This is a genomic window from Bradyrhizobium sp. AUGA SZCCT0105 (assembly GCF_018129565.1).
Classification (GTDB): Bacteria; Pseudomonadota; Alphaproteobacteria; order Rhizobiales; family Xanthobacteraceae; genus Bradyrhizobium.
On the sequence record NZ_JAFCMK010000005.1, the window covers coordinates 454010 to 476682 of the forward strand.

The 22673-nt window shown below is 63.7% G+C and carries 21 protein-coding genes; 17 read left to right on the plus strand and 4 right to left on the minus strand.

Going from position 1 to position 22673, the window contains the following annotated elements; all coding sequences use genetic code 11:
* Positions 1-167: 167 nt before the first annotated feature.
* Entirely contained in the window at positions 168-1505 is a 1338-nt protein-coding gene (locus tag JQ573_RS25160) for an MFS transporter (RefSeq protein WP_212315717.1), read from the minus strand.
* A 211-nt stretch (positions 1506-1716) separates the two neighbouring features.
* Between JQ573_RS25160 and JQ573_RS25165 the strand changes: the two genes are divergently transcribed.
* Complete coding sequence (locus JQ573_RS25165) at positions 1717-2748, plus strand: alpha/beta fold hydrolase (protein ID WP_212315715.1); 1032 nt, start codon at positions 1717-1719, stop codon at positions 2746-2748.
* 14 nt (positions 2749-2762) lie between these two features.
* Complete coding sequence (locus JQ573_RS25170) at positions 2763-3713, plus strand: fatty acid desaturase (RefSeq protein ID WP_212315713.1); 951 nt, start codon at positions 2763-2765, stop codon at positions 3711-3713.
* 3 nt (positions 3714-3716) lie between these two features.
* Here the strand turns inward: JQ573_RS25170 and JQ573_RS25175 are convergent, their stop codons facing one another.
* The gene (locus JQ573_RS25175; protein WP_212315710.1) at positions 3717-4328 is read right to left on the minus strand and encodes a TetR/AcrR family transcriptional regulator; all 612 of its coding nucleotides are present in this window, start codon (positions 4326-4328) and stop codon (positions 3717-3719) included.
* Between the two features lie 151 nt (positions 4329-4479).
* On the opposite strand from JQ573_RS25175, the gene JQ573_RS25180 reads away from it, so the two are divergent.
* The 8 genes from JQ573_RS25180 (at position 4480) to JQ573_RS25215 (ending at position 12147) form a co-directional block, all read left to right on the plus strand.
* A complete protein-coding gene (locus JQ573_RS25180) occupies positions 4480-5505 on the plus strand; it encodes a histone deacetylase family protein (protein WP_212315708.1) in 1026 nt (341 codons plus the stop codon).
* A 238-nt stretch (positions 5506-5743) separates the two neighbouring features.
* Positions 5744-6673, plus strand: a complete 930-nt coding sequence (locus JQ573_RS25185) for a Gfo/Idh/MocA family protein (protein ID WP_212315707.1) — start codon at positions 5744-5746, stop codon at positions 6671-6673.
* 2 nt (positions 6674-6675) lie between these two features.
* Complete coding sequence (locus tag JQ573_RS25190) at positions 6676-7746, plus strand: aldose epimerase family protein (RefSeq protein WP_212315706.1); 1071 nt, start codon at positions 6676-6678, stop codon at positions 7744-7746.
* Between the two features lie 35 nt (positions 7747-7781).
* Positions 7782-8660 (plus strand): SMP-30/gluconolactonase/LRE family protein, encoded by an 879-nt coding sequence (locus JQ573_RS25195; RefSeq protein ID WP_212316440.1) that lies wholly within the window; start codon positions 7782-7784, stop codon positions 8658-8660.
* A gap of 57 nt (positions 8661-8717) precedes the next feature.
* Entirely contained in the window at positions 8718-9464 is a 747-nt protein-coding gene (locus tag JQ573_RS25200) for a TetR/AcrR family transcriptional regulator (RefSeq protein ID WP_212315705.1), read from the plus strand.
* Between the two features lie 19 nt (positions 9465-9483).
* The gene (locus tag JQ573_RS25205; protein WP_212315704.1) at positions 9484-10353 is read left to right on the plus strand and encodes an ABC transporter substrate-binding protein; all 870 of its coding nucleotides are present in this window, start codon (positions 9484-9486) and stop codon (positions 10351-10353) included.
* The gene (locus JQ573_RS25210) at positions 10353-11276 is read left to right on the plus strand and encodes a DUF1932 domain-containing protein (RefSeq protein ID WP_212315703.1); all 924 of its coding nucleotides are present in this window, start codon (positions 10353-10355) and stop codon (positions 11274-11276) included. Before JQ573_RS25205 ends, JQ573_RS25210 begins: the two co-directional genes overlap by 1 nt.
* Positions 11277-11364: 88 nt before the next feature.
* Entirely contained in the window at positions 11365-12147 is a 783-nt protein-coding gene (locus tag JQ573_RS25215) for an SDR family NAD(P)-dependent oxidoreductase (protein WP_212315702.1), read from the plus strand.
* A gap of 365 nt (positions 12148-12512) precedes the next feature.
* Here JQ573_RS25215 and JQ573_RS25220 read toward each other — a convergent pair whose 3' ends face one another.
* Positions 12513-13325, minus strand: coding sequence for an enoyl-CoA hydratase (locus JQ573_RS25220; RefSeq protein WP_212315701.1), 813 nt, complete (start codon positions 13323-13325; stop codon positions 12513-12515).
* Positions 13326-13717: 392 nt separating this feature from the next.
* Here JQ573_RS25220 and JQ573_RS25225 point away from each other — a divergent pair, with 392 nt between their 5' ends.
* The 4 genes from JQ573_RS25225 (at position 13718) to JQ573_RS25240 (ending at position 18048) form a co-directional block, all read left to right on the plus strand.
* Positions 13718-14371, plus strand: coding sequence for a PilZ domain-containing protein (locus tag JQ573_RS25225; RefSeq protein ID WP_212315699.1), 654 nt, complete (start codon positions 13718-13720; stop codon positions 14369-14371).
* Positions 14372-14565: 194 nt separating this feature from the next.
* Positions 14566-15633 carry a hypothetical protein gene (locus tag JQ573_RS25230; RefSeq protein ID WP_212315697.1) on the plus strand — a complete coding sequence of 356 codons (1068 nt, stop codon included), beginning with the start codon at positions 14566-14568 and terminating at the stop codon, positions 15631-15633.
* A gap of 66 nt (positions 15634-15699) precedes the next feature.
* Entirely contained in the window at positions 15700-17127 is a 1428-nt protein-coding gene (locus JQ573_RS25235) for a putative sensor domain DACNV-containing protein (protein ID WP_212315695.1), read from the plus strand.
* A gap of 354 nt (positions 17128-17481) precedes the next feature.
* Entirely contained in the window at positions 17482-18048 is a 567-nt protein-coding gene (locus tag JQ573_RS25240) for a hypothetical protein (RefSeq protein WP_212315693.1), read from the plus strand.
* Between the two features lie 136 nt (positions 18049-18184).
* Here the strand turns inward: JQ573_RS25240 and JQ573_RS25245 are convergent, their stop codons facing one another.
* Positions 18185-18889, minus strand: coding sequence for a hypothetical protein (locus JQ573_RS25245; protein ID WP_212315691.1), 705 nt, complete (start codon positions 18887-18889; stop codon positions 18185-18187).
* A gap of 185 nt (positions 18890-19074) precedes the next feature.
* Between JQ573_RS25245 and JQ573_RS25250 the strand changes: the two genes are divergently transcribed.
* The 3 genes from JQ573_RS25250 to JQ573_RS25260 all read left to right on the plus strand — a co-directional run bounded on the left by JQ573_RS25250 (position 19075) and on the right by JQ573_RS25260 (position 22646).
* Complete coding sequence (locus tag JQ573_RS25250; protein WP_212315690.1) at positions 19075-19695, plus strand: trans-aconitate 2-methyltransferase; 621 nt, start codon at positions 19075-19077, stop codon at positions 19693-19695.
* Positions 19696-19718: 23 nt separating this feature from the next.
* Positions 19719-20129, plus strand: a complete 411-nt coding sequence (locus JQ573_RS25255) for a DOPA 4,5-dioxygenase family protein (RefSeq protein ID WP_092124462.1) — start codon at positions 19719-19721, stop codon at positions 20127-20129.
* Between the two features lie 135 nt (positions 20130-20264).
* On the plus strand, positions 20265-22646 hold the full coding sequence (locus JQ573_RS25260; protein ID WP_212315688.1) for a bifunctional diguanylate cyclase/phosphodiesterase: 2382 nt from the start codon (positions 20265-20267) through the stop codon (positions 22644-22646).
* Positions 22647-22673 lie beyond the last annotated feature (27 nt).

The window sequence follows — 22673 nt, forward strand, 5'->3', positions numbered from 1 at the left end:
AGAAGACAAAGGCGGCGGCCGAAGCCGCCGTTTTGGGTTTGTGCCCAACTCCATCCCCGTCTTTGCGAGCGAAGCGAAGCAATCCATCGCGCGGCATATGCGGAACCATGGATTGCTTCGTCGCTGTCGCTCCTCGCAATGACGGGCGATAGACGTCGGCGGCCCGCTCAGGCCGCCTTCAGCTGCACCCGCTTGATCTCGCCGACGATGAACAGATAGGCGATCGCCGCGACCAGCGCGTTGGCGCCGACGAATACCAGCGCGCCGTTGAACGAGCCGGTGGCGGCGAGGATGTAGCCGATGATGATCGGCGTGGTGATCGAGGACAGATTGCCGAAGGTGTTGAACAAGCCGCCGGAGACGCCGCCGGCTTCCTTCGGCGAGGTGTCGGAGACGACGGCCCAGCCGAGCGCGCCGATGCCCTTGCCGAAGAAGGCGAGCGCCATGAAGCCGACCACCAGCGCCTGGCTGTCGACGTAGTTGCAGGCGACGATCACCATCGAGAGCAGCATGCCGCCGACGATCGGGATCTTGCGCGCCATGGTCAGCGAGCCGGTGCGGCGCAGAAGGTAGTCCGAGATCACGCCGCCGAGCACGCCGCCGACGAAGCCGCACAGCGCCGGCAACGTCGCAACGAAACCGGCCTGCAGGATCGAGAGCCCGCGCTCCTTCACCAGATAGACCGGGAACCAGGTCAGGAAGAAGTAGGTCAGCGTGTTGATACAGTACTGGCCGATATAGACGCCGAGCATCATGCGGTTGGCCAGCAGCTGGCGGATATGGCCCCAGCTCGGGCCGCTGTCGTGAGTCTTGCCGGCCTTCGCCGCATCCATGTCGACCAGCGCGCCGCCCTGCTTGATGTAGTCGAACTCGGCCTCGTTGATCGCGGGATGGTCCTTCGGCTCGTAGATCGTCTTGATCCAGGCGATGCCCATCACGATGCCGAGCCCGCCCATCACGTAGAACACGTGGCGCCAGCCGTATTCGTGCGCGATCCAGCCCATCAGCGGCGCGAAGATCACGGTCGCGAAATACTGTCCGGAGTTGAAGAACGCCGATGCGGTGCCGCGCTCATTGCCGGGGAACCAGGCCGCGACGATGCGGGCATTGGCCGGGAACGATGGCGCTTCGGCGAAGCCGACCAGGAAGCGCAGCCCGAACAGCAGGGCCACGGCCGCGCCCGCGGAGAGGAACCCGACCAGACCCTGCATCGCGGTGAAGATCGACCAGACGATGATGCTGATCGCATAGACCCATTTGGAACCGTAGCGGTCGAGCAGCCAGCCGCACGGCACCTGCGCGATCACATAGGACCATCCGAACGCCGAGAACACGTAACCCATCGCGACGGGGTCGAGATGCAGTTCCTTGGAGAGGGCAGGGCCGGCGATCGAGAGCGTGGCGCGGTCGGCATAGTTCACGGTGGTGACGAGAAACAGCATCGTCACGATCAACAGCCGGACGCGGGATCGCCGCGCGTCCGTGGCGGACACAATTGCGCTCATTCGCGCCTCCTTAAGATTTCCTCGGGGTCTGTCCTAGAGAGATGACGGCAATGGGTCCAAGCCGAAACGGGTATTGATCGATACCGATTTTGAATGGATCGGCCCGGTGCGATGCCACCTTCGCCGCTCTTGCTTCGGTTCCCAATTAGTGTACTATAAGTACAGTTATTGAGCGCGCAGCGCCGCGCCTGCTGTTCGAGGTCGAATGCGCATGACCACGTCACGCGACTACGAGGTGTTCGAGGCAGGCGAGGTGACCTTGCAGGGCGGCGCGGTGTTTCCGCAGCTTGCGCTCGCCTACAAGACCTACGGCACGCTGAATGCGGCCAAGGACAACGTCATTCTCTATCCTACGTCGTTCGCGGCACAGCATTACGACATCGAATGGCTGGTGCGGCCGGGCGGGGCGCTCGATCCCGAGCGCTACTTCATCATCATCGCGAACCTGTTCGGCAACGGCCTGTCATCCTCGCCGTCGAATTCGAGCGAGCTGCTCGGCGGCGCACCGTTCCCAGCCTTCACCTATCATGACGCCGTCGCCATCCAGCGGCGGCTGCTGGTCGAGCGGTTCGGCGTGACCAAGCTCGCGCTGGTCTACGGCTGGTCGATGGGCGGCATGCAGGCCTATCACTGGGCCGCGCGCTATCCTGACATGGTGGAGCGCGCAGCGGTGGTCTGCGGCAGCGCGCGGTGTTCGCCTTACAATCATGTCTTCCTCGAAGGCGTGAAGGCCGCGCTGACCGCCGATCCCGCTTATCGGGATGGATACTTCGTCACCAAGCCGACAATGGGCCTTCGCGCGATGGGGCGCGTCTATGCCGGCTGGGCGATGTCGCACGAGTTTTTTCGCGAGGAATCCTGGCGCGACGCCGGCTTCAACTCGCTGGAAGACTACCTCGCGGGATCCTGGGACGGGGCCTTCGCGCGGCGCGATGCGAACAATCTGCTGGCGCAGATTGCGATCTGGCAGGCCGGCGATATCAGCCGCTGCGACGAATTCGGCGGTGACTTCGACCGCGCAATGGCGGCGATCAAGGCGCATGTGCTGCTGATGCCCGGCCGTACCGACCGCTACTTCGATCCGCGCGACAACGAGGACGAACTCGGCCGCCTGGTCAATGCCCGCTCCGCGGCGCTGCACGCGATCCCCTCGATCCACGGGCACCGCGCCGGCAATCCCGTCAACAACGCCGAAGACCGCGCCTTCATCAACGCCGAAATCTCGGCGCTCCTGCAACGCTGACAGGTGAGACGACCATGAGCACCGCAGAGACCAGTGATGCCGGACCTCGCCTGAAGCCGCTCAACCCGCTGACCTTGCGCGATCTGTCGACCAAGTCGAACCTCGCCGGCGCAGTGCGGGCGGCAAGCCATTACGGTATGATCGTTATGGTCGGCGCGCTGATCTGGTTGGTCTCGTCGCGCTACGGCTTGCCATGGGCGTTGCCGCTGATTGCGATCCAGGGCTATTTCGTCGCGTTCCTGTTCATGGTGGTGCACGAGACCGCGCACAAGACCGCGTTCCGCAGTCACGTGCTCAATCTTGTGGTCGGCAATCTGTCCGCCTTCATGATCGGATTGCCTTACCAGTACTACTGTCTGTTTCACTGGGACCATCATCGCTACACCCAGGATCCGGAGAAGGACCCGGAGCTGATCGTCGGTCCCAAGCCGGCGTCGGACACCCAGCTCGCGATCGCCTATTCGGGTCTGCTGCAGGTGCTGGTCCGGATCCAGCTGATGTTTCGGCATGCCCTCACCGGGAAGGTGATCGTGCCGTGGATTCCGCAACACAAGCGTGCCGCGATCGTGCTGGAAGCGAGGCTTTATCTCGCGGGTTACCTGCTGTTGCTCGCGGCATCGCTTGTTCTGCACAGCGCGATCCTGCTCTTTGTGTGGATCGTGCCGCTGCTCGCCGGTCAGCTCATCCTGCGCCCGTATCTTTACGCCGAGCATACCGGTTGCGAGCGGACGCGGAGTGCGTTCGAGAACACCCGCTCCACGATGACAGGCCGGATCATGAAATGGTTCGCCTGGAACATGCCCTACCATGTCGAGCATCATGCCTATCCGACGGTGCCGTTCCATGCGTTGCCGAAGCTGAACGCCATCGTCGACGGCCACATCGTGTATCGCGGCAGCAACTACCGCGCCGTGACGCGCGAGACCTGGGCCTGGTTCCGCCGTCAGCGGCAGCGCTCTGCTTGATATTCACGCCTCGGCGTGCGGCCGCAGCACCAGATTGACGAGGTTACGGGCATAGGCCGGCGTCAGCGGCTTGATGCCGAAGACATAGCGATAGAACAGGCTGCCGTAGATCGCGTCATAGATATCGCCGGGGACGCCCGGCGCGCCGATGCTGCCGTCCTTCTGGCCGGCGGCGATGATTTCCAGCATCCTGGCGCGACGAAGGCCGAGGTAGCGCTCGTAAAACAATTCCGCCGTGCCGGTCTGCGAGATGCATTCCGAGATCACCGCGAGCTGCACCCGCCCGAACTCGCCCTGCAACGCCTCGACATAGGTCGCGACGTGGCGGCGGATGCGGGCCACCGGATGGCCCGCTTCAGGCAGCGGCACCGCGCGCGAGGCCTGGTCGAGGAAGGCATCGATCAGCAAGGCCTCGCGCGACGGCCACCATTTGTAGATCGTCATCTTCGAGACGTTGGAATGTCTGGCGATCGCGTCGATGGTGGTGGCGGCAAGGCCGGTGGTCGCCATCAGCGCATAGGCGCTGTGCAGGATCGCGGCCGTGGTCGCGGCAGAGCGCGGCCGGCCGCGCCGCCCCGCTGTCGTATCCTCCGTCTCCGCCTTGCTTCCCGCCATGGCCGGGATTCGTCTCCTGCGTGTTTGAATCATTGCGCTGCCTGCGGACATAGCATGAAATCGCGCGCTGTTTCAGATCATCGCCGCCGCTGGTACTGTACAACTCGCCAGCGAAGGCTCAGCTCAACTGCTCACCGAACAGGAGTATCCCGTGAAGGCCGTCTACAGTGATCTGCACCGCAGCCATGATCCGCAATTCTTCCTGGTCCGCGGTGTGGTCCAGCGCACCACCGAGCAGCCCGAGCGCGCCGACCGCCTGCTGGCGGGCCTGAAGGCCGGCAAGCACACGCTGATCGAGCCGACCAAATTCGGGCAGGGCCCGCGGGCGCGGGTGCACAGTCCGGAATATCTGAGCTTTCTCGCCGATGCCTGGGACGAATGGTCGGCGCTCGGCAATGCCGGGCCGGAGATGATCGCGAACATGCATCCGGTGCGCAACGCCGGCACCTATCCCACCCACATCGTCGGCAAGCTCGGCTGGCATACGGTCGACACCGCGGCTCCGATCGGACCCGGCTCCTGGGCCGGCGCCTGCGCCTCGAGCGACGTCGCGGTCACCGCGGCGCAGATGGTGCTCGACGACGAGGACGCCGTCTACGCGCTGTGCCGTCCGCCCGGTCACCACGCCTATCGCGATCTCGCCGGCGGCTTCTGCTTCCTCAACAACAGCGCGATCGCGGCCGAGCATCTGCGCCAGAAGCACGAGCGCGTCGCGATCCTCGATGTCGACGTGCATCACGGCAACGGCACGCAGGGCATCTTCTACGAGCGGCCGGACGTCTTCACTGTCTCGATCCACGCCGATCCGTCGTTCTTCTACCCGTTCGTCTGGGGCTATGCGCATGAGCGCGGCGCGGGGGCCGGCCTTGGCACCAATCTCAACATTCCCCTCGCCAAGGGCACCGGCGACGACGATTACATCAAGGCGCTCGCGGCGGCCGAGAAGGCGATCCGTTCCTTCGCGCCGACCGCGCTCGTGGTCGCGCTCGGCCTCGACGCCTCCGAGAAGGACCCGCTCGCGGGCCTCGCCGTCACCACAGACGGCTTCCGCCGGATCGGCGAGGCGCTCGCCCGTTTCGGCCTGCCGACCGTGCTGGTGCAGGAGGGCGGCTATCTCTCCGACATCCTCGGTGCCAACCTGGCGGCGGTGCTCGGCGGATTCGAGGCCGCGCGCTAGCGCGGTTTCGAATGGCGTGGTGACCGGTTCGCGTGAAGAAAACCCGTCAAAAACAACAGTCTGGAGCATCGGTTGTGATGGATCAGGACCGATGCCCCTGCCGTGCGGCGCACAACAAGGCGTCGTGGAGCTGCGCCTTTGCAACCAATGCCGGATCATGCCGTTGGTATCCGGTGCTGGCCTATGACCTTGCCTGGCGGCATTGGCCGTCCGGGCGGGCAGCAACGCGAGGACGGCCATGAGCGATCTGCTTCGCATCGCCATCGTCGGTTTCGGGGAGATCGCGTGCCGGCAACACGTGCCTGCGATCGCGAAGACATCCGGCGCCGCACTCGTCGCGGTGGCCGATCCCGCCAAGGCCCCGTCCGGCCTGCCGCATTTCCGCGACTTGCAGGAGTTGTTGCGCGACGGGCCGGAGATCGATGCGGTTGCGCTGTGCACACCGCCGCAGGCGCGTCACGCGCAGGCCGCCGCGGCGCTTGCTGCTGGCAAGCACGTGCTGCTGGAGAAGCCGCCGGGCGCCACGTTAAGCGAACTCACGCCGTTGATCGCGGCCGCGGCCGAGGCGGGCCGGACATTGTTTGCGACATGGCATTCGCGCTACGCACCCGCGGTTGGACCAGCGCGGCAATTGCTCACCGGTCGCACGATCAACAAGGTGACCATCATCTGGAAGGAAGACGTCCGCGTCTGGCATCCAGGCCAAGCCTGGATCTTCGAGGCCGGTGGCTTCGGCGTGTTCGATCCCGGCATCAACGCGCTGTCGATCCTGACTGAGATCCTGCCGTGTCCAGTCTTTGTCAGGAGCGCGATGTTGGACGTTCCTTCCAACCGGGAGGCGCCGATTGCCGCAGCAATCGAACTGTCCGATGAAAACGGCCTGCCGATCCACGCCGAGTTCGATTTTCGCCAGACCGGGCCGCCGAGCTGGGCCATCCTGTGCGAGACCGAGGCCGGGCCTGTGATGCTGTCGAAAGGCGGACGGCAGCTGCGCGACGGCAACAGGTTGGTGGTCGATGCCACGGATGAGGAATATCCCGCGCTGTACCGCCGCTTCGTTGCGCTGACGTCGGACGGAAAATCCGACGTCGACCTCGCGCCCTTGCGGCTCGTCGCCGATAGCTTCATGCTGGGGCGACGGCGCCTTGTCGAGGCGTTCGGGGACTGACAATGACATCAGCCAACTTTGCTTGCGCGCCCTTCGGCAAATTGCCCGACGGCACCGTGGTCGAGCGCGTTACGCTGCGCGGCGAACACGGCTTCGAGGCCAGCATCCTTCCCTTCGGCGCCACGCTGCAAGCGCTGCTCGTGCCCGATCGCGGCGGGCATTGCGACGACGTCGTGCTGGGTCACGACGAGTTCGACGGCTATCTCGCGCAGCGCAAATTCTTCGGCGCGACCATCGGGCGCTACGCCAACCGGATCGCCGGCGCGCGCTTCATGCTCGATGGCGAGACGGTGAAACTCGACGCCAACAACGGCCCCAACGCGCTGCATGGTGGCCTGCAGGGCTTTGATCGCAAGCTGTGGCGGATCGCCGAACTATCCGATCAACCGGGTCCGGCGCTGGTGCTGGAGCGCGAAAGCCCGCATGGCGAAGAGGGCTATCCGGGCAATCTTCAGACCCGCGTGACCTATCGCGTGCGCGCCCCGATGGAACTCGCGGTCACCTACGAGGCGACCACCGACCGGCCAACCTACGTCAATCTCACCAATCACAGCTTCTTCAATCTCGACAGCGCACGCTCGGGCACGCAGATCCTCGATCATAGGCTGACGATCGCGTCAGACCATTTCCTCGCGGTCGACGCCACCGCGATCCCGCTATCGGGGCCGCCGCGGCCGGTTGACGGCACGCCGTTCGACTTCCGCGAGCCCACCGCGATCGGTGCGCGGATCAGGATGAATGACGAGCAGCTGCGGCTCGGGCGCGGCTACGACCACAATTTCTGTCTGGCCTCCGGGACAGGCCTTCGCTTCGCCGCGCACCTCGAGGCGCCGCTCAGCGGCCGCGTGATGGAGCTGTTCACCGATCAGCCGGGGTTGCAGTTCTATTCCGGCAATTTCCTCGACGGCTCGAGCGCCGGCAAGAGCGATCGGCTGTATCGCCAATCCGACGCGCTCTGTCTCGAACCGCACGCCTGGCCGGATACGCCGAACCGGCCCGACTTCCCGTCGGCGCGGCTCGATCTCGGGCAGGTCTATCGGCGAACTGCAATTTATCGATTTTCGACCACGTGAGTGACGCCATGACCGACCGTGCCGCCGAGCCGCTGATCGAACAGGTGCCGACATCGGTGCTGTCCGCCGAGCGCTGTCATCTCGGCGAGGGCCCGACCTATGACGCGACGACCGACACCGCCTGGTGGTTCGACATCCGCGAGCGTCGCCTGTTCGAGCATCGTTTTGCAGGCGGCCGCACCGTGATTCACGAGCTGCCGAAGATGGCGAGCGCATTGGCGCGGATCGACGGCGAGCGGCAGCTGATCCTCACCGAGGATGGGCTTTACGTCCGGCAGGTCGCCAGCGGCCGCCTGGAACTCTTCGCCGCACTCGAAGCCGACAATCCGGTGACGCGCTCCAATGATGCGCGCGTGCATCCGTCGGGCACGTTCTGGCTCGGCACAATGGGGCGTCAAGCCGAGCATGGCGCCGGTGCGATCTATGCGCTGCATCACGGCCGCGTCACGCGGCTCTATCCCGGGATCACGATCCCCAATGCGATCTGCTTCTCGCCCGCAGGCGACGTCGGCTATTTCGCCGATACCGCGACCAATGTGCTGCATCGCGTCCCGCTCGATCCATCGACGGGATTGCCGACCGGCGAGCCGATCGACTTGATCAGACATCAAGGCACCGGCGGGCTCGACGGCGCGATCGTCGATGCCGACGGGATGATCTGGAACGCGCGCTGGGGCGGCGGCTGCGTCGATGTCTACGACCCCAGCGGTCGGCACCTGCGCTCGCTGAAGGTGCCGGCGAAGCAGTCGAGCTGCCCGGCCTTTGTCGGCCGCGATTTCGCGCGCGTGCTGGTCACCTCGGCCTGGCAGGACATGGACGAGGCCCAGCGCGCGGCCGATCCCGGCCACGGCCAAACCTTTCTGCTCAACGCCGCGGCGCGCGGCCGTGCCGAGCCCGACGTCAGACTGTCTTGAACGGGGCTCGCGGCCGCGTTGTTGACGCGACCTGAATATTTGGACGATAGTACAAATATGGTCCGTAAACCTGCCAAGTCCGGCGTGAAGGCCGATGCCAAGGTCGCCAGCACCCGCAAGCCGAACATGCGCGAGGCGATCCTCGCCGCGGCGGAGGAATTGTTCTCGACCTACGGCTTCAACGCCGTCTCGGTGCGCGACATCGCACAGGCCGCCGGCGCCAATCCCGGCAGCGTGACCTATCACTTCAAGACCAAGGACGGCCTGCTGCTGGAGATCTATCGGCGCCATTGCGGCCCGATGAATCGGCGGCGCTCGGAGCTGTTGGCGGCGGCGCGGCGGGTCCGCGATCTGCAGGACCGGCTGGAGGCGATCGTGCGCGCTTACGTGCTGCCGGCCTTCACCTCGGGCAGCGATCTTGCCGGCGGCGGGACGCGGTTCACGCGATTGCGCGCGATCATGTCGGCCGAGGGCAACGAGGTCGTGCGCAAGATCATCGCGCAGACCTTCGACGACACCAGCCATGCCTTCATCGACGCGATCCATGAAAGCCTACCGCATATTCCGCGCACCGATCTGGTCTGGCGCGGTCACTTCCTGCTCGGCGCGCTCTACTACACGCTGGTGACGCCGGAGCGCGTCTCGCGCCTGTCGCGCGGCAGCGCCGACGGCACCGATGCCGGGCATGCCATCGAGGAGCTGGTGCGCGCGACGGTTGCCGCCCTGCAAGCTGCGCCGCTCGATCAACCAGCGCCTGTGCCGCGCAAGGCCGCAAGCGTGAATCCAGGGCGCGCGCTGACCTGACCCCGCGGAGTTCGTCGCCATGGAGAAACTTCGGCTGCGCACGGTGCTTGGCAATCATCCGCACGTCCAGGCGGTGAAGAGCGGCGAGCTGCGCTCGGAGCTGTTCGATCTCGATTTCACCGAGTTCACGCCGACCAACGCTGCGTTCAAGCCGATGGTGCGCGAGCAGGCGTTCGACGTCTGCGAGATGGCGGTGGTGACCTATCTGATGGCGAGGGCGCACGGCAAGCCGCTGGTGCTGTTGCCCGCCGCGATGGTCGGCCGCTTCCAGCATGGCCATGCGCTCTATCGCGCCGACCGCGGCACGCTCACGCCCGCCGATCTCGAAGGCAAACGGGTCGGCATCCGCTCGTTCACGACCACGACGGGCGCATGGATGCGCGGCATCCTTGCCAACGATCATGGCGTCAACCTCGACCGGATCGACTGGGTCACCTTCGAGGGCCCGCATGTTGCGGAATATGTCGACCGCACCGAACGGGCGCCGAAGGGCAAGGCCATCATCCAGATGCTGAAGGACGGCGAGCTCGATGCCGTGCTGGGCGAGACCTCGAGCGATCCGGCGCTCAAGCCGTTGTTCGCCGATCCGGCCGCAGAGGCGGCGCGGTGGTACGCACGGCACGGCGTCGTGCCGGTCAATCATCTGGTGGTGGTGACGACGCAGCTTGCGACATCGCGCCCGGACGTGGTGCGCAGCCTCTACGAACTCCTCAAGCGCGCCAAGGCGAAGGCCGGTCCGCCTGATGTGCCGGACCTGCTGCCGTTCGGCGTGGAGGCGAACCGCAAGCCGCTCGAACTGATGATCGACTATTGCGTCCAGCAGGCGTTGATCCCCCGGCGGATCACGGTCGATGAGCTGTTCGACGACACAACACGGGACTTGAACTGATGACAATCTCCAGCGATCCGCGGCAGTGGCAGGTCGGCATGCTCGGCTATGGCGAGGTCGGACGCATCCTCGCCGAGGACCTGCGCCAGCAGGGCGTCAAGGTCGCTGCCTACGACATCAAGCTCGACCGCGGGGAGGGCGCGGCCCTGCGCGCCCACGCGGCGGAGACCGGTGTCACGCTCGCGCAGTCCCATGCCGATCTCGCGGCGCGGGCCGATTTCATCATCTCGGCGGTGACCGCGAGCCAGGCGGTGGCGGTGGCCGAGGCTTGCGCGCCCGCGATCCGGAACGGCGCCTGGTTTCTCGATTTCAATTCCGCCTCGCCCGGCGCTAAGCAGCGCGCGGCGGCGCACATCGATGGCGCCGGCGGCCGTTATGTCGAGGGTGCGGTGATGACCTCGCTGCCGCCCTACCGGATCAAAGTGCCGCTGCTGCTCGGCGGCCGCGGTGCGCGCGAGCTGGCGCCGCTATTGGTAGCGCTCGGTTTCGCGGCGAAGGTCGCAAGCGATGAGCTTGGCGTGTCCTCGGCGGTCAAGATGTGCCGCAGTATCATGATCAAGGGCCTTGAGGCCATGGTGATCGAGAGTTTTACCACCGCACGCGCCTATGGCGTCGAGGATGCGGTGCTGGCCTCGCTCAAGGAGACCTTTCCAGGCATTGATTGGGAGAAGCAGGGCGCCTATTTCTTCCAGCGGGTGATCGAGCATGGCCGGCGGCGTGCCGAGGAGGTGCGCGAGGTGGCCGAGACCGTGCGCGAGGCCGGGCTCGCGCCATGGTCCGCGTCGGGGACCGCCGAGCGGCAGGGCTGGATCGCCGATCTTGCTGATGACGGCGTGTTTGGGCCCAAGGGAACGCCGGACTTCGCGCGCAGCGCCGATTGGCGCACCGAGGCGGACCGGATTCTCGCGCGCATCAAATCCTGAGTGCTGCGCGCGGAGAATCCGCCGCGTTTCCCTGCCGACGCGCAATGCGCTATTGCTCCGTGAACAGTTTTGGTCTGGAGGCACTCCCATGAAGAATTCCGGCAAGGTCGTCGCCATCACCGGAGCGGCGCGCGGTATCGGCAAAGCCTGCGCCGCGCGGTTCCTGTCCGATGGCGCCAGGGTCGTTATCTCGGATGTCGATGCTGCGGGGCTCGTCCACGCCGCCCAGGAGCTCGGACATGAGGATCGGTTGCGGGCCGTCGAGGCCGACGTCAGCAAGCGCGCCGATGTCGATCGCATCGTAGCTCACGCGGTGAAAGAGTTCGGCCGGCTCGACGTCATGGTCAATAATGCCGGCGTCGCGCGCAACCGCGACTTCCTCGATATCAGCGAGGCCGAATTCGACGACGTGATGGGGATCAACCTCAAGGGCGCGTTCTTCGGCGTCCAGGCCGCGGCGCGCCAGATGATCGCGCAGGGCGGTGGCGGCGTCGTCGTCAACATGTCCTCGGTCAACGCGCTGCTCGCGATCCCCTCGCTTGCGACCTATGCGATGTCCAAGGGCGCGATGAAGCAGCTCACCTCGGTGGCCGCGGTGGCGCTGGCGCCGCACGGCATTCGCGTCGTGGCGGTCGGCCCCGGCACCATCCTGACCGAGATGGTGGCGACGGCGATCTTCTCGTCGGAGGACGCGCGGCGCAGCGTGCTGTCGCGCACCCCGGCCGGCCGTTGCGGCGAGCCGAGCGAGGTTGCCTCGGTCGTGGCGTTCCTCGCCAGCGACGACGCCTCCTACATCACCGGCCAGACCATCTATCCCGACGGCGGGCGGTTGATCCTCAACTACACGGTGCCGGTCAACGAGAAGAAGTAGGGGCAGGTTCAATCGCGAGCCCGCTGCCCAAAATATCGAAAACAACCCCATGCAAAGTAGCCGGCGGCTGCCGGCATTGGTCACGGCAACTTGACATGTCGGGCAAATCAGGGATATTCTTCTATTATTCCGAAATAGTGTAAACGACGTCCTCATCATCGTCTGTCATCGCCCGGTTTAACCGGGCGATCCAGTACGCCGCGGCCCGTCGGCTCAAGCACAACCGCCTCTGGAATACTGGATCGCCCGGTCGAGCCGGGCGATGACAGTGTGTTGTGTGGCAATGACGATGGCGGGTTGGACCACCGCTGTTACCGCACCCTCAGCTACCCGCGAAAGCATGCGCGGATGATGACACCGGATCGCTAGCGGCCCTTGAACTGCGGCTTGCGCTTTTCCATGAAGGCGTTGCGGCCTTCGCGGAAATCCGCGCTGTCCATGCAGTCGATGCCGATCTGCTTGATCGCGGCCATGTCGCGATCGGCGGGATCCTTCAGCACCTGCGCGATGGTGATCTTGGCGGCCTTGATCGCCAGCGGCGCGTTGCCCGAAATCGTGCGCGCGATCTCCATGGTCGCATCCCACAGCTCGGCATCCGGCAGCACGCGGTCGACGAGGCCGATCCGCAGCGCTTCCGCGGAGTCGATCCGCATGCCGGTATACATGATCAGCCGCGCCCAGGACGGGCCGACCAGCGACACCAGGTGGCGCAGCCCGTCATAGCCGTAGGCGATGCCGAGCTTGGCGGCGGGAATGCCGAACTGGCCGCTCGTGCCGGAGATGCGGATATCGGTCAGCATCGCGACCTGCATGCCGCCGCCGAGGCAGAAGCCGCGGATGCAGGCGATGGTCGGCTTCGGATAGTCGGCAAGCAGGGCGCGCTGGGCGGCGCTGCGCCGTGAATATTCCTCGGAGGCCTCGGCGTTGTGGCGGGTCTTCTCGAACTGGCTGATATCGGCGCCGGACACGAAGGCCTTGTCGCCGGCGCCGACCAGGATCACGACACGGACAGCCGGATCGTCGCGCAAGGCGGTCAGTGCCTCGCCGAGCCCCTCCCACATCTCCAGCGACATCGCATTGCGCTTGTCGGGATTGTTGAAAGTGATGACGCCGACGCCGTCGACCACGCTTTGCAGGATCTTGCCGTCGGCAAGCGACTTGTCTGAGATGGTTGGCATAGGAGAATCCGGTCTGATTTCGGCCAAGGCTAGGATCAAGGCTAGCACCCGGTTGCGAGCCGAGGCAGGCCGTTTGGAGCACGGCGCGATTGCAACGGCGTGCGGCAACTCTCCCGGTAGTTGTACGGCTCGCAAAATAAACACACCCGTAAGGGTTGCGCCATAGAGTGCGCCCCCCGCGCTCTGTCCCGGCTTAACTTTTTCCCTGGTGTTTTGACGGTACGACTGTACGCACCTGCGCGCCAGGACGATGCGCGACGCGCTGGGACGCAACCCGCGGCCTTCCCGCTGCAATCGCGTCGGTAACGGAAGTCCCCGCCACCAGACCGGCCGCCGATGTCGGTCAACCCCAGACCTCCGTGCACTCAGATCACCTCGGGCGAGGTCCAGTCGTGTCTGTCGAAAAGTTTCTCAAGCAACGCGCGGTCAGGATCATCGTCAACGGCAGCTACACGCTGCCGAACTGGTACGATGCGCAGGGCAAGCTGCGCAGCTTCGCCTGCCGCACCACGCGCGTCTCGCCGTTCCGGATGATCGTGGACGTGCCTGTTGTCGGCAAGGTCGGCGACTGGCTGACCTCGTACTTCGAGGAGTTCGGCAAGTTCGAAGGCTGCATCACCGACACGATGAGCGGCAGCTTCCTGCTCGAGCTCGAGATGACGCATGCCAGGCGCGAGAAGTTCGCCGACAAGTTGACCTGGATCGAGAAGAAGCAGAAGGATCCGAGCGTCCGCGAGGCGCGCAACAATCCGCGTTTTGCGCCCGTCGCTCCGCATGCCATGCTGACGCTGGCGGACGGCACCATGCAGAGCTGCTTCATCATCGACATGTCGCTGTCGGGCGCGGCAGTGTCCTCCGAGCTGCAGCCGCCGATCGGCATGCCGCTGGCGATCGGCGCCTGCGTCGACCGCGTGGTCCGGCATCTGCCGAACGGCTTCGCCATCAAGTTCGTCGAGACCTACAAGCAGGGCGATCTCGGCCGCTTCATCGCGCGCAAATCCAAGGACCTGCAAGTGGTGTCCGAAGACGCGGGTCCTGTTGCCTAGAGAAACCGCGCCCACCGAGGCCGGGACGGTACTGGCGAAGGCAGTTATGCGAAAGGGACGGAGAGGCAGCACGCGGGCAGCAAGGAAGCGAAGTTCATTTCACCCGGCCATGATGGCGTCCGTTGGACGAAAGGGGTGCTGGCTTACGCATCGCCAGGTTGTATAGTCCCGTCTTTAAGAATTGAGGCGGGGAAATGGACGAGGCCAAGGACGGCAGTGCCAAGGGCACTCGCCAAGCATTCCAAGTTGCCTATCATGGGGACGATCCGGACGACCATACGATCGGCGTCGAGGCGCTGGTCCCGGCGTTGAGGGGATTCGATCGGCTTGTCCGGGAATCGAACGCTATCCTCAACGGCGATCGGTCGCGAATGCGGGTGGTCGTCGCCTCAGACTTCGAGCACAAATGCTTTCATATCAACTTCGATGTTATCCAGCACGCGATCGAAGTGACGAAGACATTTTTGCAAGATGATTACGTCAAGACTGCGAAGGACATCCTTCAGGTAATCGGCGTAATCCGTAGTGTGGCCGGTAATAGCTCGTTGCTCGACTATTTGAAATGGAAGAAGAACAATCAGGTTGAAACGATTAAGCCGTCCGAAGTGCCAAGGCCTGCCGACGGACCGCAAACCCACGTTACCATTCAAATTGTTGGTGGTGAGCACAACACGATCAATGTTCACCCCGATGTTCTAAAGCTGGCGGAAAACCCTCGTGTTCTAAGCGCGGTGAAAGACACTCTTGCGCCTATTGAGATGCATGAGGCGGCTTGCGTTGAATTTCGCGATGACGCTCAGCTCGTTTCGAGCATCGATAAAGCTGATGTTCGCGATATCGTCCTTGCAGCTGACGCGCCCAAGAAGATTGAGGAACCCGAAGAACCGCCCCCGGAGACGGTCGTTGCAACGCTCTTCGTATATTCACCCGTTTTCGACGAGAAGGCGGAGCGTTGGCGATTTGTGTATGGGGACAAGCACATCTATGCCGACATCTCCGAAACGTCGATCGGAGTAGATGCGTGGACCCGCGGTGGTTCGTTCAGGGACGATCGGTATCGAGTACGAATGGAGGTGACGCCCCCGGCGACCCCAAATAGCGAAGTTCACTACAAAGTCGTTGAAGTGTTGGAATTCACGTCCGCGTCCCAACAACCCGGTCTTCCATTGCCCGTACCCAAACAGCGGAAGCGACGCGCACGAAAGGCAACAAAGAAGACATCGAAAACGAAGCTGAAGGGGAGACCGAACAGAGGCACATAATCGCGAGCCGGTCTCGTGCGGATGAAGCCCATGTTCGTATTTGTTTTGTAAGATTGCGGGAATGCCATGCCAGATTTGGTCGATCGGTTAGCGCGAGAGGTTACCTCCCGGCTTCGGGCGCTTGGCTTCAATGAGCCGAACCGCCAAGTGGTCGGCACCCTTCTTGAAATGGCCTACCTCGGAACGATGCGCAGCGAAGAGGGGCGATTTGTCAGAGGGAGCTTGACGTTCGCGAACCCAAAGCGGCCAGACGTGGATCCTCCGCCTCGGCGAAGAGCAGACTACCCAGCATTCACCAAATTCGAAACACCTGAGATTCTCACCGTTCAGACGCTCGTCAAGCTCGCATGCGCGATCGACCGATGGTCGGGATCCATTGCGGTATATTCAGCACGCCGAAACACGATTGTTGCGTGGGGAGTGGTCGATCAACTGGTCCAACAGAACGTGCGGTGGCATCGAGAATCGGATGGTGGTTTCACAAACCCTGGCTTGTTGACCGTCACAATGGACGGTATTGGCGATATTTCCGCGTACCATGGTGACCTATTCTTGGGCGGCCTGAAGGCGCAAACCTTTATAACTCGCGAATTTGATGCACTAGGTTCTGATATTGTCTCCGAGTACGCTTCTGACGCGTTGGCGCCGTTCGCGAAGGCGATAGCTCACGTTCTTGACCGCACTGGACGCGAATCAGAAATCCTCGCCCGGCTCGAAAGGATGTGGGTAACCTCCATTGCTCGGCTCTGCATAGGGCTGCGGCAGCGTGGGACCGGGGGAGCATTTCTGCTAACACCGAAGCCAATCAAGCGCATGCTGCAAGTTAAGACTCAGCTTGCGTATCCGCGCTTGGGTGACGCTGCGATCCTTCGCGTATTAGAAGAGCGGCATTTATGGGAAGTTGGAACTGTGAGGCGTGCATTCACGGACAAAAACGCGCCAGTTCCAGCAAGCTTGGTAAGACGGCTTTCGCTGGCTGAAGCGGATGCGGAAGATAGAGAAGAAGAAATGACCGGCGCGGTTAAGCTGATTGCTTCTTTAGCTGCAGTCGACGGGCTGGTCCTGATGACTCCAACACTTTCAGTGTCGGGCTTTGGTGTGAAGATCGGTTCAACACCGAATGTTGCAGCGGTCTATGACGGCGCAAGTTTCTCCCGTCGAGGAACTCGCGCGCGGAAAATCGATCCTTCAAAGTTCGGAACGCGACATGGATCTATGCTCCGTTACTGCACACAAGATCGCAAGGCTCTTGGCATCGTTGTGTCCCAAGATGGGTATGTACGCTTGATCATAACTGTCCGAAACAGCTTGTTGTTCTGGGACAACCTCAAACTGTTGGATCACGAGGATTTTTCTCGTCAAGAAGCTTCACACAGGAAATCTAGGCGCGAGTCTCGCAGTCGCGGTTGGAAATCGTTGGGACTAGGATACACGGACCTTCCGAAGACCATTAATGATTTAATGAAGGCGGCGTCTGGGCGTAAAAAAAGCTAAGACGTTAGCAACCGAACAGAGCATGAAATCATCGGGAAATGTGGGCCGGGCGTCCGGTTTGCCCGACTTTGTCTATCATCGCATCAATCAACGCGATGATCAGTCGTGCTTAGCTAGGGCGTGTACACCATAAATTCGTCACGTCCGCTTCGGTCTCGGAAGCTGACGTCGAAACCGACGTCGCTGCATGTCGGCCTTGGGCCAAGAGGCAACATTGTAGATCAGCCCGAACGTGACCTGAAAGGCGCGTCCTTAGCGTTTGCGTCATCATAGAGGCGGCAGAAGAATTGACGCCGCGCCATGGCAGCTTGTAACAGTCCTCGCTTTAAGGGCAGCTTGGAGAATTGCACTTTGATGCGGTTCAGAAGGTTAATCGTCGTTTTAGGTGTCCTCCTCGTGTCGGTGGGCGCCGTAGTGCTCGGACGTAGGGCCTATGTTGAGGCGTTCGGCAGCGATGAGATGGATTACCGCGGCGAGAAGATCCGACTGTCAAAGAAGTATGTCGATTACGACGACTACAAGAACGATCCGGCCAACCTTGCAGCATCGGAGATTCCGCGCGTTGAGAAGCTCATGACAGATGCGCAGGTTGGCCCGGATTTCGCGGACTGGCACGACGTCGCGCATCAGCTCAGCAACATCAAGTTTCCGGGCTACGGCATGGCAAGCGGTGCAAACGTTGTCGCCGCCGGACGAGAGTTTGCCGTCCGATCCATGGAAATCCCGCAAGTCGCGAAGGAACGCTATTTCGTTCTCGAAAAGCTGGCAGAGGGGAGGTTCCGTCTGGCTGATGATTTCGTGACCCGGCGCGACCCTGGGTCGGCTTTTGCCCCGATATCCTCCATTCACCTCGTTGACGACAGACTGGTTTATGCCGACCGCAATGGCAGGGTTGTCCGCGAGACGCCTGCAGCACACTGAGAGGCCGCGTTCATTCCATCTACCGCTCACAAGGAATGGAGTCCGCTTCGGGTCAAAAGGCGACATCCTTGCGGTCGGGGCTGCGAGTCCGCTTTACCTCTCGAAAGCGGACGTCCTGGATTTATGAGTATGCGCCCTACGTCAGCTGTTCCGGATCTTCGGCCGCGCGCATGCGCGCGATACTGTCTTCGGTCGCCGCTGCGCCGGCCGCCGCGATCGCGATCTCGCGCGCAAGGTTGGTGCATTCGGCCCACAGCAGGAAGAACACCAGCGGCGGCCGCTCGCGCGCCTCCAGCATCTGCCGGCAGCGTTCCGCGGCGCCGTCGAGTGCCCACCACTGCCGGGCGACGACCATGACCTTGCGGAAGCTGCGCAGCGTGCCGGAGAATTTTTGCGGATCGGCACCCACGATGGCGCCGCAATGGTTCAGCCAGTTCAGCGCCGCATAGATCGCGATGCCGTAATCCTCGATCGCAGTTCCCGTGAAATCGACGACGGTGTTGTCATGCGCGCGCTGGCGCAGGAAGGCGTCGATCATCTCGGCCTGGCGCGCTGGATCGACCAGCAGCGAGGTGTCTTTCCGCGGCACCATCGGGACGTAGCGCATCGCCTCGAGCCGCGTGTGCTCCCAGATCGCCCTGACATCGCCGGGCAGGTCGCCGGGCTTGCGCTTGCAAGCCGGATAGACCAGCACGCCGTTGTCGGCGAGATCGAGATAACGCGGCACCACCTTGTCGAGCGCGGCGAGAAACGCGGATGGATCGGTGAGGCCGCGCAAGTCGCTGGCGGCGTCGTCCGTCTGTGCAGGCTTGTTGCCGCGTGTCCAGCCGAAATTGGCCATCCCCGGACGCCCCGATCTCAACCTCGCCATCAGGTTAAATGGAAAATGTGGCGATGCAAATGCGGCATTTGCTGCTGCGCGGCCGCGCGCGTCCGCTGCTGCCGGTTGACGCGGGAGACCGCCGCGCTTAGCTCATGGTTAATGGTGCGCAACGCGGGTTGCTGCCGCTTTCGGGATCTATCGCCGTGACCGCTTCTGATCGTCAGTCGCATTGGCAGACCGTCTACCTGACCAAGGGCGAGCAGCAGGTGAGCTGGTCGCAGGCCGATCCGCAGCCCTCGCTGCGTCTGATCGAATCCGTCGCGCCCGGCCGCGACGCGTCGATCATCGACATCGGCGGCGGAGCCTCGCGCCTCGTCGATGCGCTGCTGGCGAGTGGCTTTCATGATCTGACCGTGCTCGATCTCTCGGAAGCTGCGCTGGCGAGCGCGCGGCAACGGATCGGCGCGAGCGGCCCGGCGGTGCGCTGGGTCGCCGACGATGCGACGGTCTGGCAACCACCGAAGGCCTTCGACATCTGGCACGATCGTGCGGCGTTCCATTTTCTCGTCGCGGAGAGCGACCGCGCGGCCTATCTCGAGAGACTGCATCGCGGCGTCAAGGCAGGCGGCCACGCCGTGATCGGTACCTTCGCGCTCGACGGTCCGGAAAAATGCAGCGGCCTGCCGGTGCAGCGCTATGATCCCGCAACGCTCAGCCGGACCATCGGCCCGGCATTCGAGTTGATCGCGCATGAGGCGCATCGGCACGTCACGCCCTGGGGCGCGACGCAGTCGTTCCAGTTCAGTGTGCTGCGGCGGACGTGACCGGCCGCGGAAGGAGAGGCGAGATGACGGACGGGCCACGGACGATCGGCGAGATCGCAAGCTATCACGCCCATGTCTATTACGACCCCGCCACCAGCCGGGGCGAGGCCGAACGCCTGCGCAACTGGATGGGCGAGCGTTTCCTGGTCACGCTCGGGCGTTGGCACGACGTCAAGGTCGGCCCGCACGATCAGGCGATGTATCAGGTGGCGTTTGCGGCCGAGCTGTTTCCGACCCTGGTGCCGTGGCTGATGTTGAATCATGGCAGCCTGAGCATCCTGGTCCATCCCAACACGACCAATCCGCGCCGCGATCATCGCGACGATCCGCTCTGGATCGGCACGCCGCTTGCCGTCCATGCCGACAAGCTGCCCGAAGAGTCCGAAATGGAGCAGGCGCCGGCCCCGAACACGTCGCCGACATTGCGTCCCTGAGCGTCGCGGCAGTTGCATAAAGTTTGACGCAATTCCGTTACAGCCAAGTCGCTTCAAACTCATCGCGTTTTGCAACGTGAGGTTAAGCCGGCATTCCTAGGCTTACCCGACATTTCAGGGTCGGGCGCATTGGGCATGTTCTTTTCGTTTCGAAGCTGGTCACTGTGGCGGGTGGTCGGGCCTCTGCTCGCCATCGTGCTGCTGCTGGGCAGTCTGTCCGCCGGCAGCCTGCAGGTGATGTCCGCGGTGCGCGCCTATGTGGCGGGCGAGAGCCTGTGGTCGAAGGGACAGAAGGACGCCATCTACTACCTTCAGACCTATGTCAGCACCGGCGCGCCGCTCTATCTGCAGAAGTTCGATGCCGCGATCGCGGTGCCGCTGGCCGATCGCACGGCGCGGCGCGCGCTGGAAGCGCCCGGCAACAACGACGCCGTGGCGAGGATCGGCTTCGCCAAAGCGGGCAATCATGACGACGACATTGGCGGCCTGATCTGGCTGTTCAAATATTTCCGCACGATGCACCACGTGGCCGGCGCGGTGACGGCCTGGCGGAACTCGGACGCGCTGCTCGATCAGCTGATCGAAATCAGGAACGAGGCCGCCAACGACGTCGCGCTGCATGATCCCTCGGCTGCGACCATCAAGCACTGGGCCGAGCGGATCGGTACGGTCGACGCCGCGCTGAGCACGCTCGCCGTCGATTTCTCCGACCAGTTGGGGAAGGCGTCGCGCCAGGTCTCCGCGCTGCTGCTGCTGGTCAATCTCGTGATCGCGGCCTGCCTTGCCGGCATCGTGCTGTTCCACACAAGGCGGATGCTGTGGCGACGCTGGCTTGCCGAGACCGCGCTCGCGGTCGAGAAGGAGCGCGCCCAGCTCACGCTGGCCTCGATCGGCGACGCTGTGATCGTGACCACGCAGGACGATCGCGTCGGCTACATGAACGGCGCCGCGCAGCGGCTGATCGCGTCGGGGCAGGACGTGACCGGATGGCAGCTTTCATCGCTGTTCAGCATTGCCGAGCAGCCGGTGCGCGGATCGTTCCGGAGCGCCGATGCCGACGACGAGAGCCGGCCGCAGCAGCGGCTGCTGGTGCGGACGGACCATTCCAGCGTGCCGGTCTCGGTGGTCGAGACGGCGATCGTGCATGCCGGCGAGCCGGCCGGCCGCGTCATGATCATTCACGACATGACCGCGGAGCGGCGGCTGGTCGAGGAACTGGCGTGGGCTGCGTCCCATGACGCGCTCACCGGCCTTGCCAACCGGCGGCAATTCGAGTTCGAGCTGCACAAGGCGATGTCGGGTTCGCCGATCGTGGGCGCCGATCTGATGCTGATCGACCTCGACCAGTTCAAGATCGTCAACGATACCTGCGGCCACATGGCGGGTGACCGGCTGCTGAAGCAGGTGGCGAAGCTGCTGGTCGCCGAGGTCGGCGACAGCGGGCTGGTTGCGCGTCTCGGCGGCGACGAATTCGGCATTCTGCTGTGTGACGATGGCTCCGCCACGCACGACGTTGCTGCCGATGTCGCGGAGCGGATCAGGGCGGTGGTCGAGCAGTCGAGCTTCGTCCATGAGGGCTCGAGCTTCCGGATCAGCGCGAGCATCGGTCTGGTCGCGCTTGCCGACAGCGCCGGCGTGCAGGACGCGTTGCGGCTTGCCGACGTCGCCTGCTTCCTCGCCAAGGACAAGGGGCGCAACCGCGTCCAGGAACACCGTCCGTCCGATACCGGCATGGCGGTGCGCGTCGCCGAGATGAGCTGGGTCAATCGCATCCGCAAGGGATTGGACGAGGGGCGCTTCTGCCTCTACGAGCAGGAGATCCGTCCGATCAACGGTGCGCTGAAGGGCAATGAGCGGCGCGAATTGCTGCTGCGGCTGCGCGACGAGAACGGCGCGCTGGTGCCGCCCGGCAGCTTCCTGCCCGCAGCCGAACGCTACGGGCTGATGCCGCTGATCGACCGCTGGGTGGTTCGCCGCGCCTTCGAGATCATCGCCGAGCGCAAGCGCCACCCGCGCAAGATTGCGAGCTACGCCATCAATCTCTCCGGCGCCACCATCGGGGACGGCGACTTCGTCGACTTCGTCGCCGAACTGTTCGCGCAGTATGATGTTTCGCCGGCATTGGTGTGTTTCGAGATCACCGAGACCAGCGCAATCTCGAATCTCGACGAGGCGCAGACGTTCATCGCGCGGCTGCGCGAGATCGGCTGCAGTTTCTCGCTCGACGATTTCGGCACCGGCATGTCCTCGATCGCGTATCTGAAGCACCTGCCGGTCGACATCATCAAGATCGACGGCTCGTTCGTGAAGGAGATCCTGAACAGCAAGGTCGATCGCGCGATGGTCGAGATGATCACCAAGACCGCGAAGATCATGCAAAAGCAGGTGGTCGCCGAATTCGTCGAGAGCCTCGCGATCCTGGACGAGCTGCGCCAGATCGGGGTCGACTACGCGCAAGGGTACGCCATCGGGAAGCCGGTTCCGGTGCTCACCCTCCGGGAAGAAAAGATCGCCTGAGTCGCCGAAATTGTCCCGAAACGGGAC

Coding starts and splice junctions, on each gene's coding strand:
- JQ573_RS25200 (WP_212315705.1), top strand. CDS start 8,718: ATGGTCCGTAAACCTGCCAAGTCCGGCGTGAAGGCCGATGCCAAGGTC.
- JQ573_RS25170 (WP_212315713.1), top strand. CDS start 2,763: ATGAGCACCGCAGAGACCAGTGATGCCGGACCTCGCCTGAAGCCGCTC.
- JQ573_RS25255 (WP_092124462.1), top strand. CDS start 19,719: ATGACGGACGGGCCACGGACGATCGGCGAGATCGCAAGCTATCACGCC.
- JQ573_RS25205 (WP_212315704.1), top strand. CDS start 9,484: ATGGAGAAACTTCGGCTGCGCACGGTGCTTGGCAATCATCCGCACGTC.
- JQ573_RS25165 (WP_212315715.1), top strand. CDS start 1,717: ATGACCACGTCACGCGACTACGAGGTGTTCGAGGCAGGCGAGGTGACC.
- JQ573_RS25215 (WP_212315702.1), top strand. CDS start 11,365: ATGAAGAATTCCGGCAAGGTCGTCGCCATCACCGGAGCGGCGCGCGGT.
- JQ573_RS25220 (WP_212315701.1), bottom strand. CDS start 13,325: ATGCCAACCATCTCAGACAAGTCGCTTGCCGACGGCAAGATCCTGCAA.
- JQ573_RS25210 (WP_212315703.1), top strand. CDS start 10,353: ATGACAATCTCCAGCGATCCGCGGCAGTGGCAGGTCGGCATGCTCGGC.
- JQ573_RS25235 (WP_212315695.1), top strand. CDS start 15,700: ATGCCAGATTTGGTCGATCGGTTAGCGCGAGAGGTTACCTCCCGGCTT.
- JQ573_RS25230 (WP_212315697.1), top strand. CDS start 14,566: ATGGACGAGGCCAAGGACGGCAGTGCCAAGGGCACTCGCCAAGCATTC.
- JQ573_RS25160 (WP_212315717.1), bottom strand. CDS start 1,505: ATGAGCGCAATTGTGTCCGCCACGGACGCGCGGCGATCCCGCGTCCGG.
- JQ573_RS25260 (WP_212315688.1), top strand. CDS start 20,265: ATGTTCTTTTCGTTTCGAAGCTGGTCACTGTGGCGGGTGGTCGGGCCT.
- JQ573_RS25240 (WP_212315693.1), top strand. CDS start 17,482: ATGCGGTTCAGAAGGTTAATCGTCGTTTTAGGTGTCCTCCTCGTGTCG.
- JQ573_RS25185 (WP_212315707.1), top strand. CDS start 5,744: ATGAGCGATCTGCTTCGCATCGCCATCGTCGGTTTCGGGGAGATCGCG.
- JQ573_RS25175 (WP_212315710.1), bottom strand. CDS start 4,328: ATGGCGGGAAGCAAGGCGGAGACGGAGGATACGACAGCGGGGCGGCGC.
- JQ573_RS25190 (WP_212315706.1), top strand. CDS start 6,676: ATGACATCAGCCAACTTTGCTTGCGCGCCCTTCGGCAAATTGCCCGAC.
- JQ573_RS25245 (WP_212315691.1), bottom strand. CDS start 18,889: ATGGCCAATTTCGGCTGGACACGCGGCAACAAGCCTGCACAGACGGAC.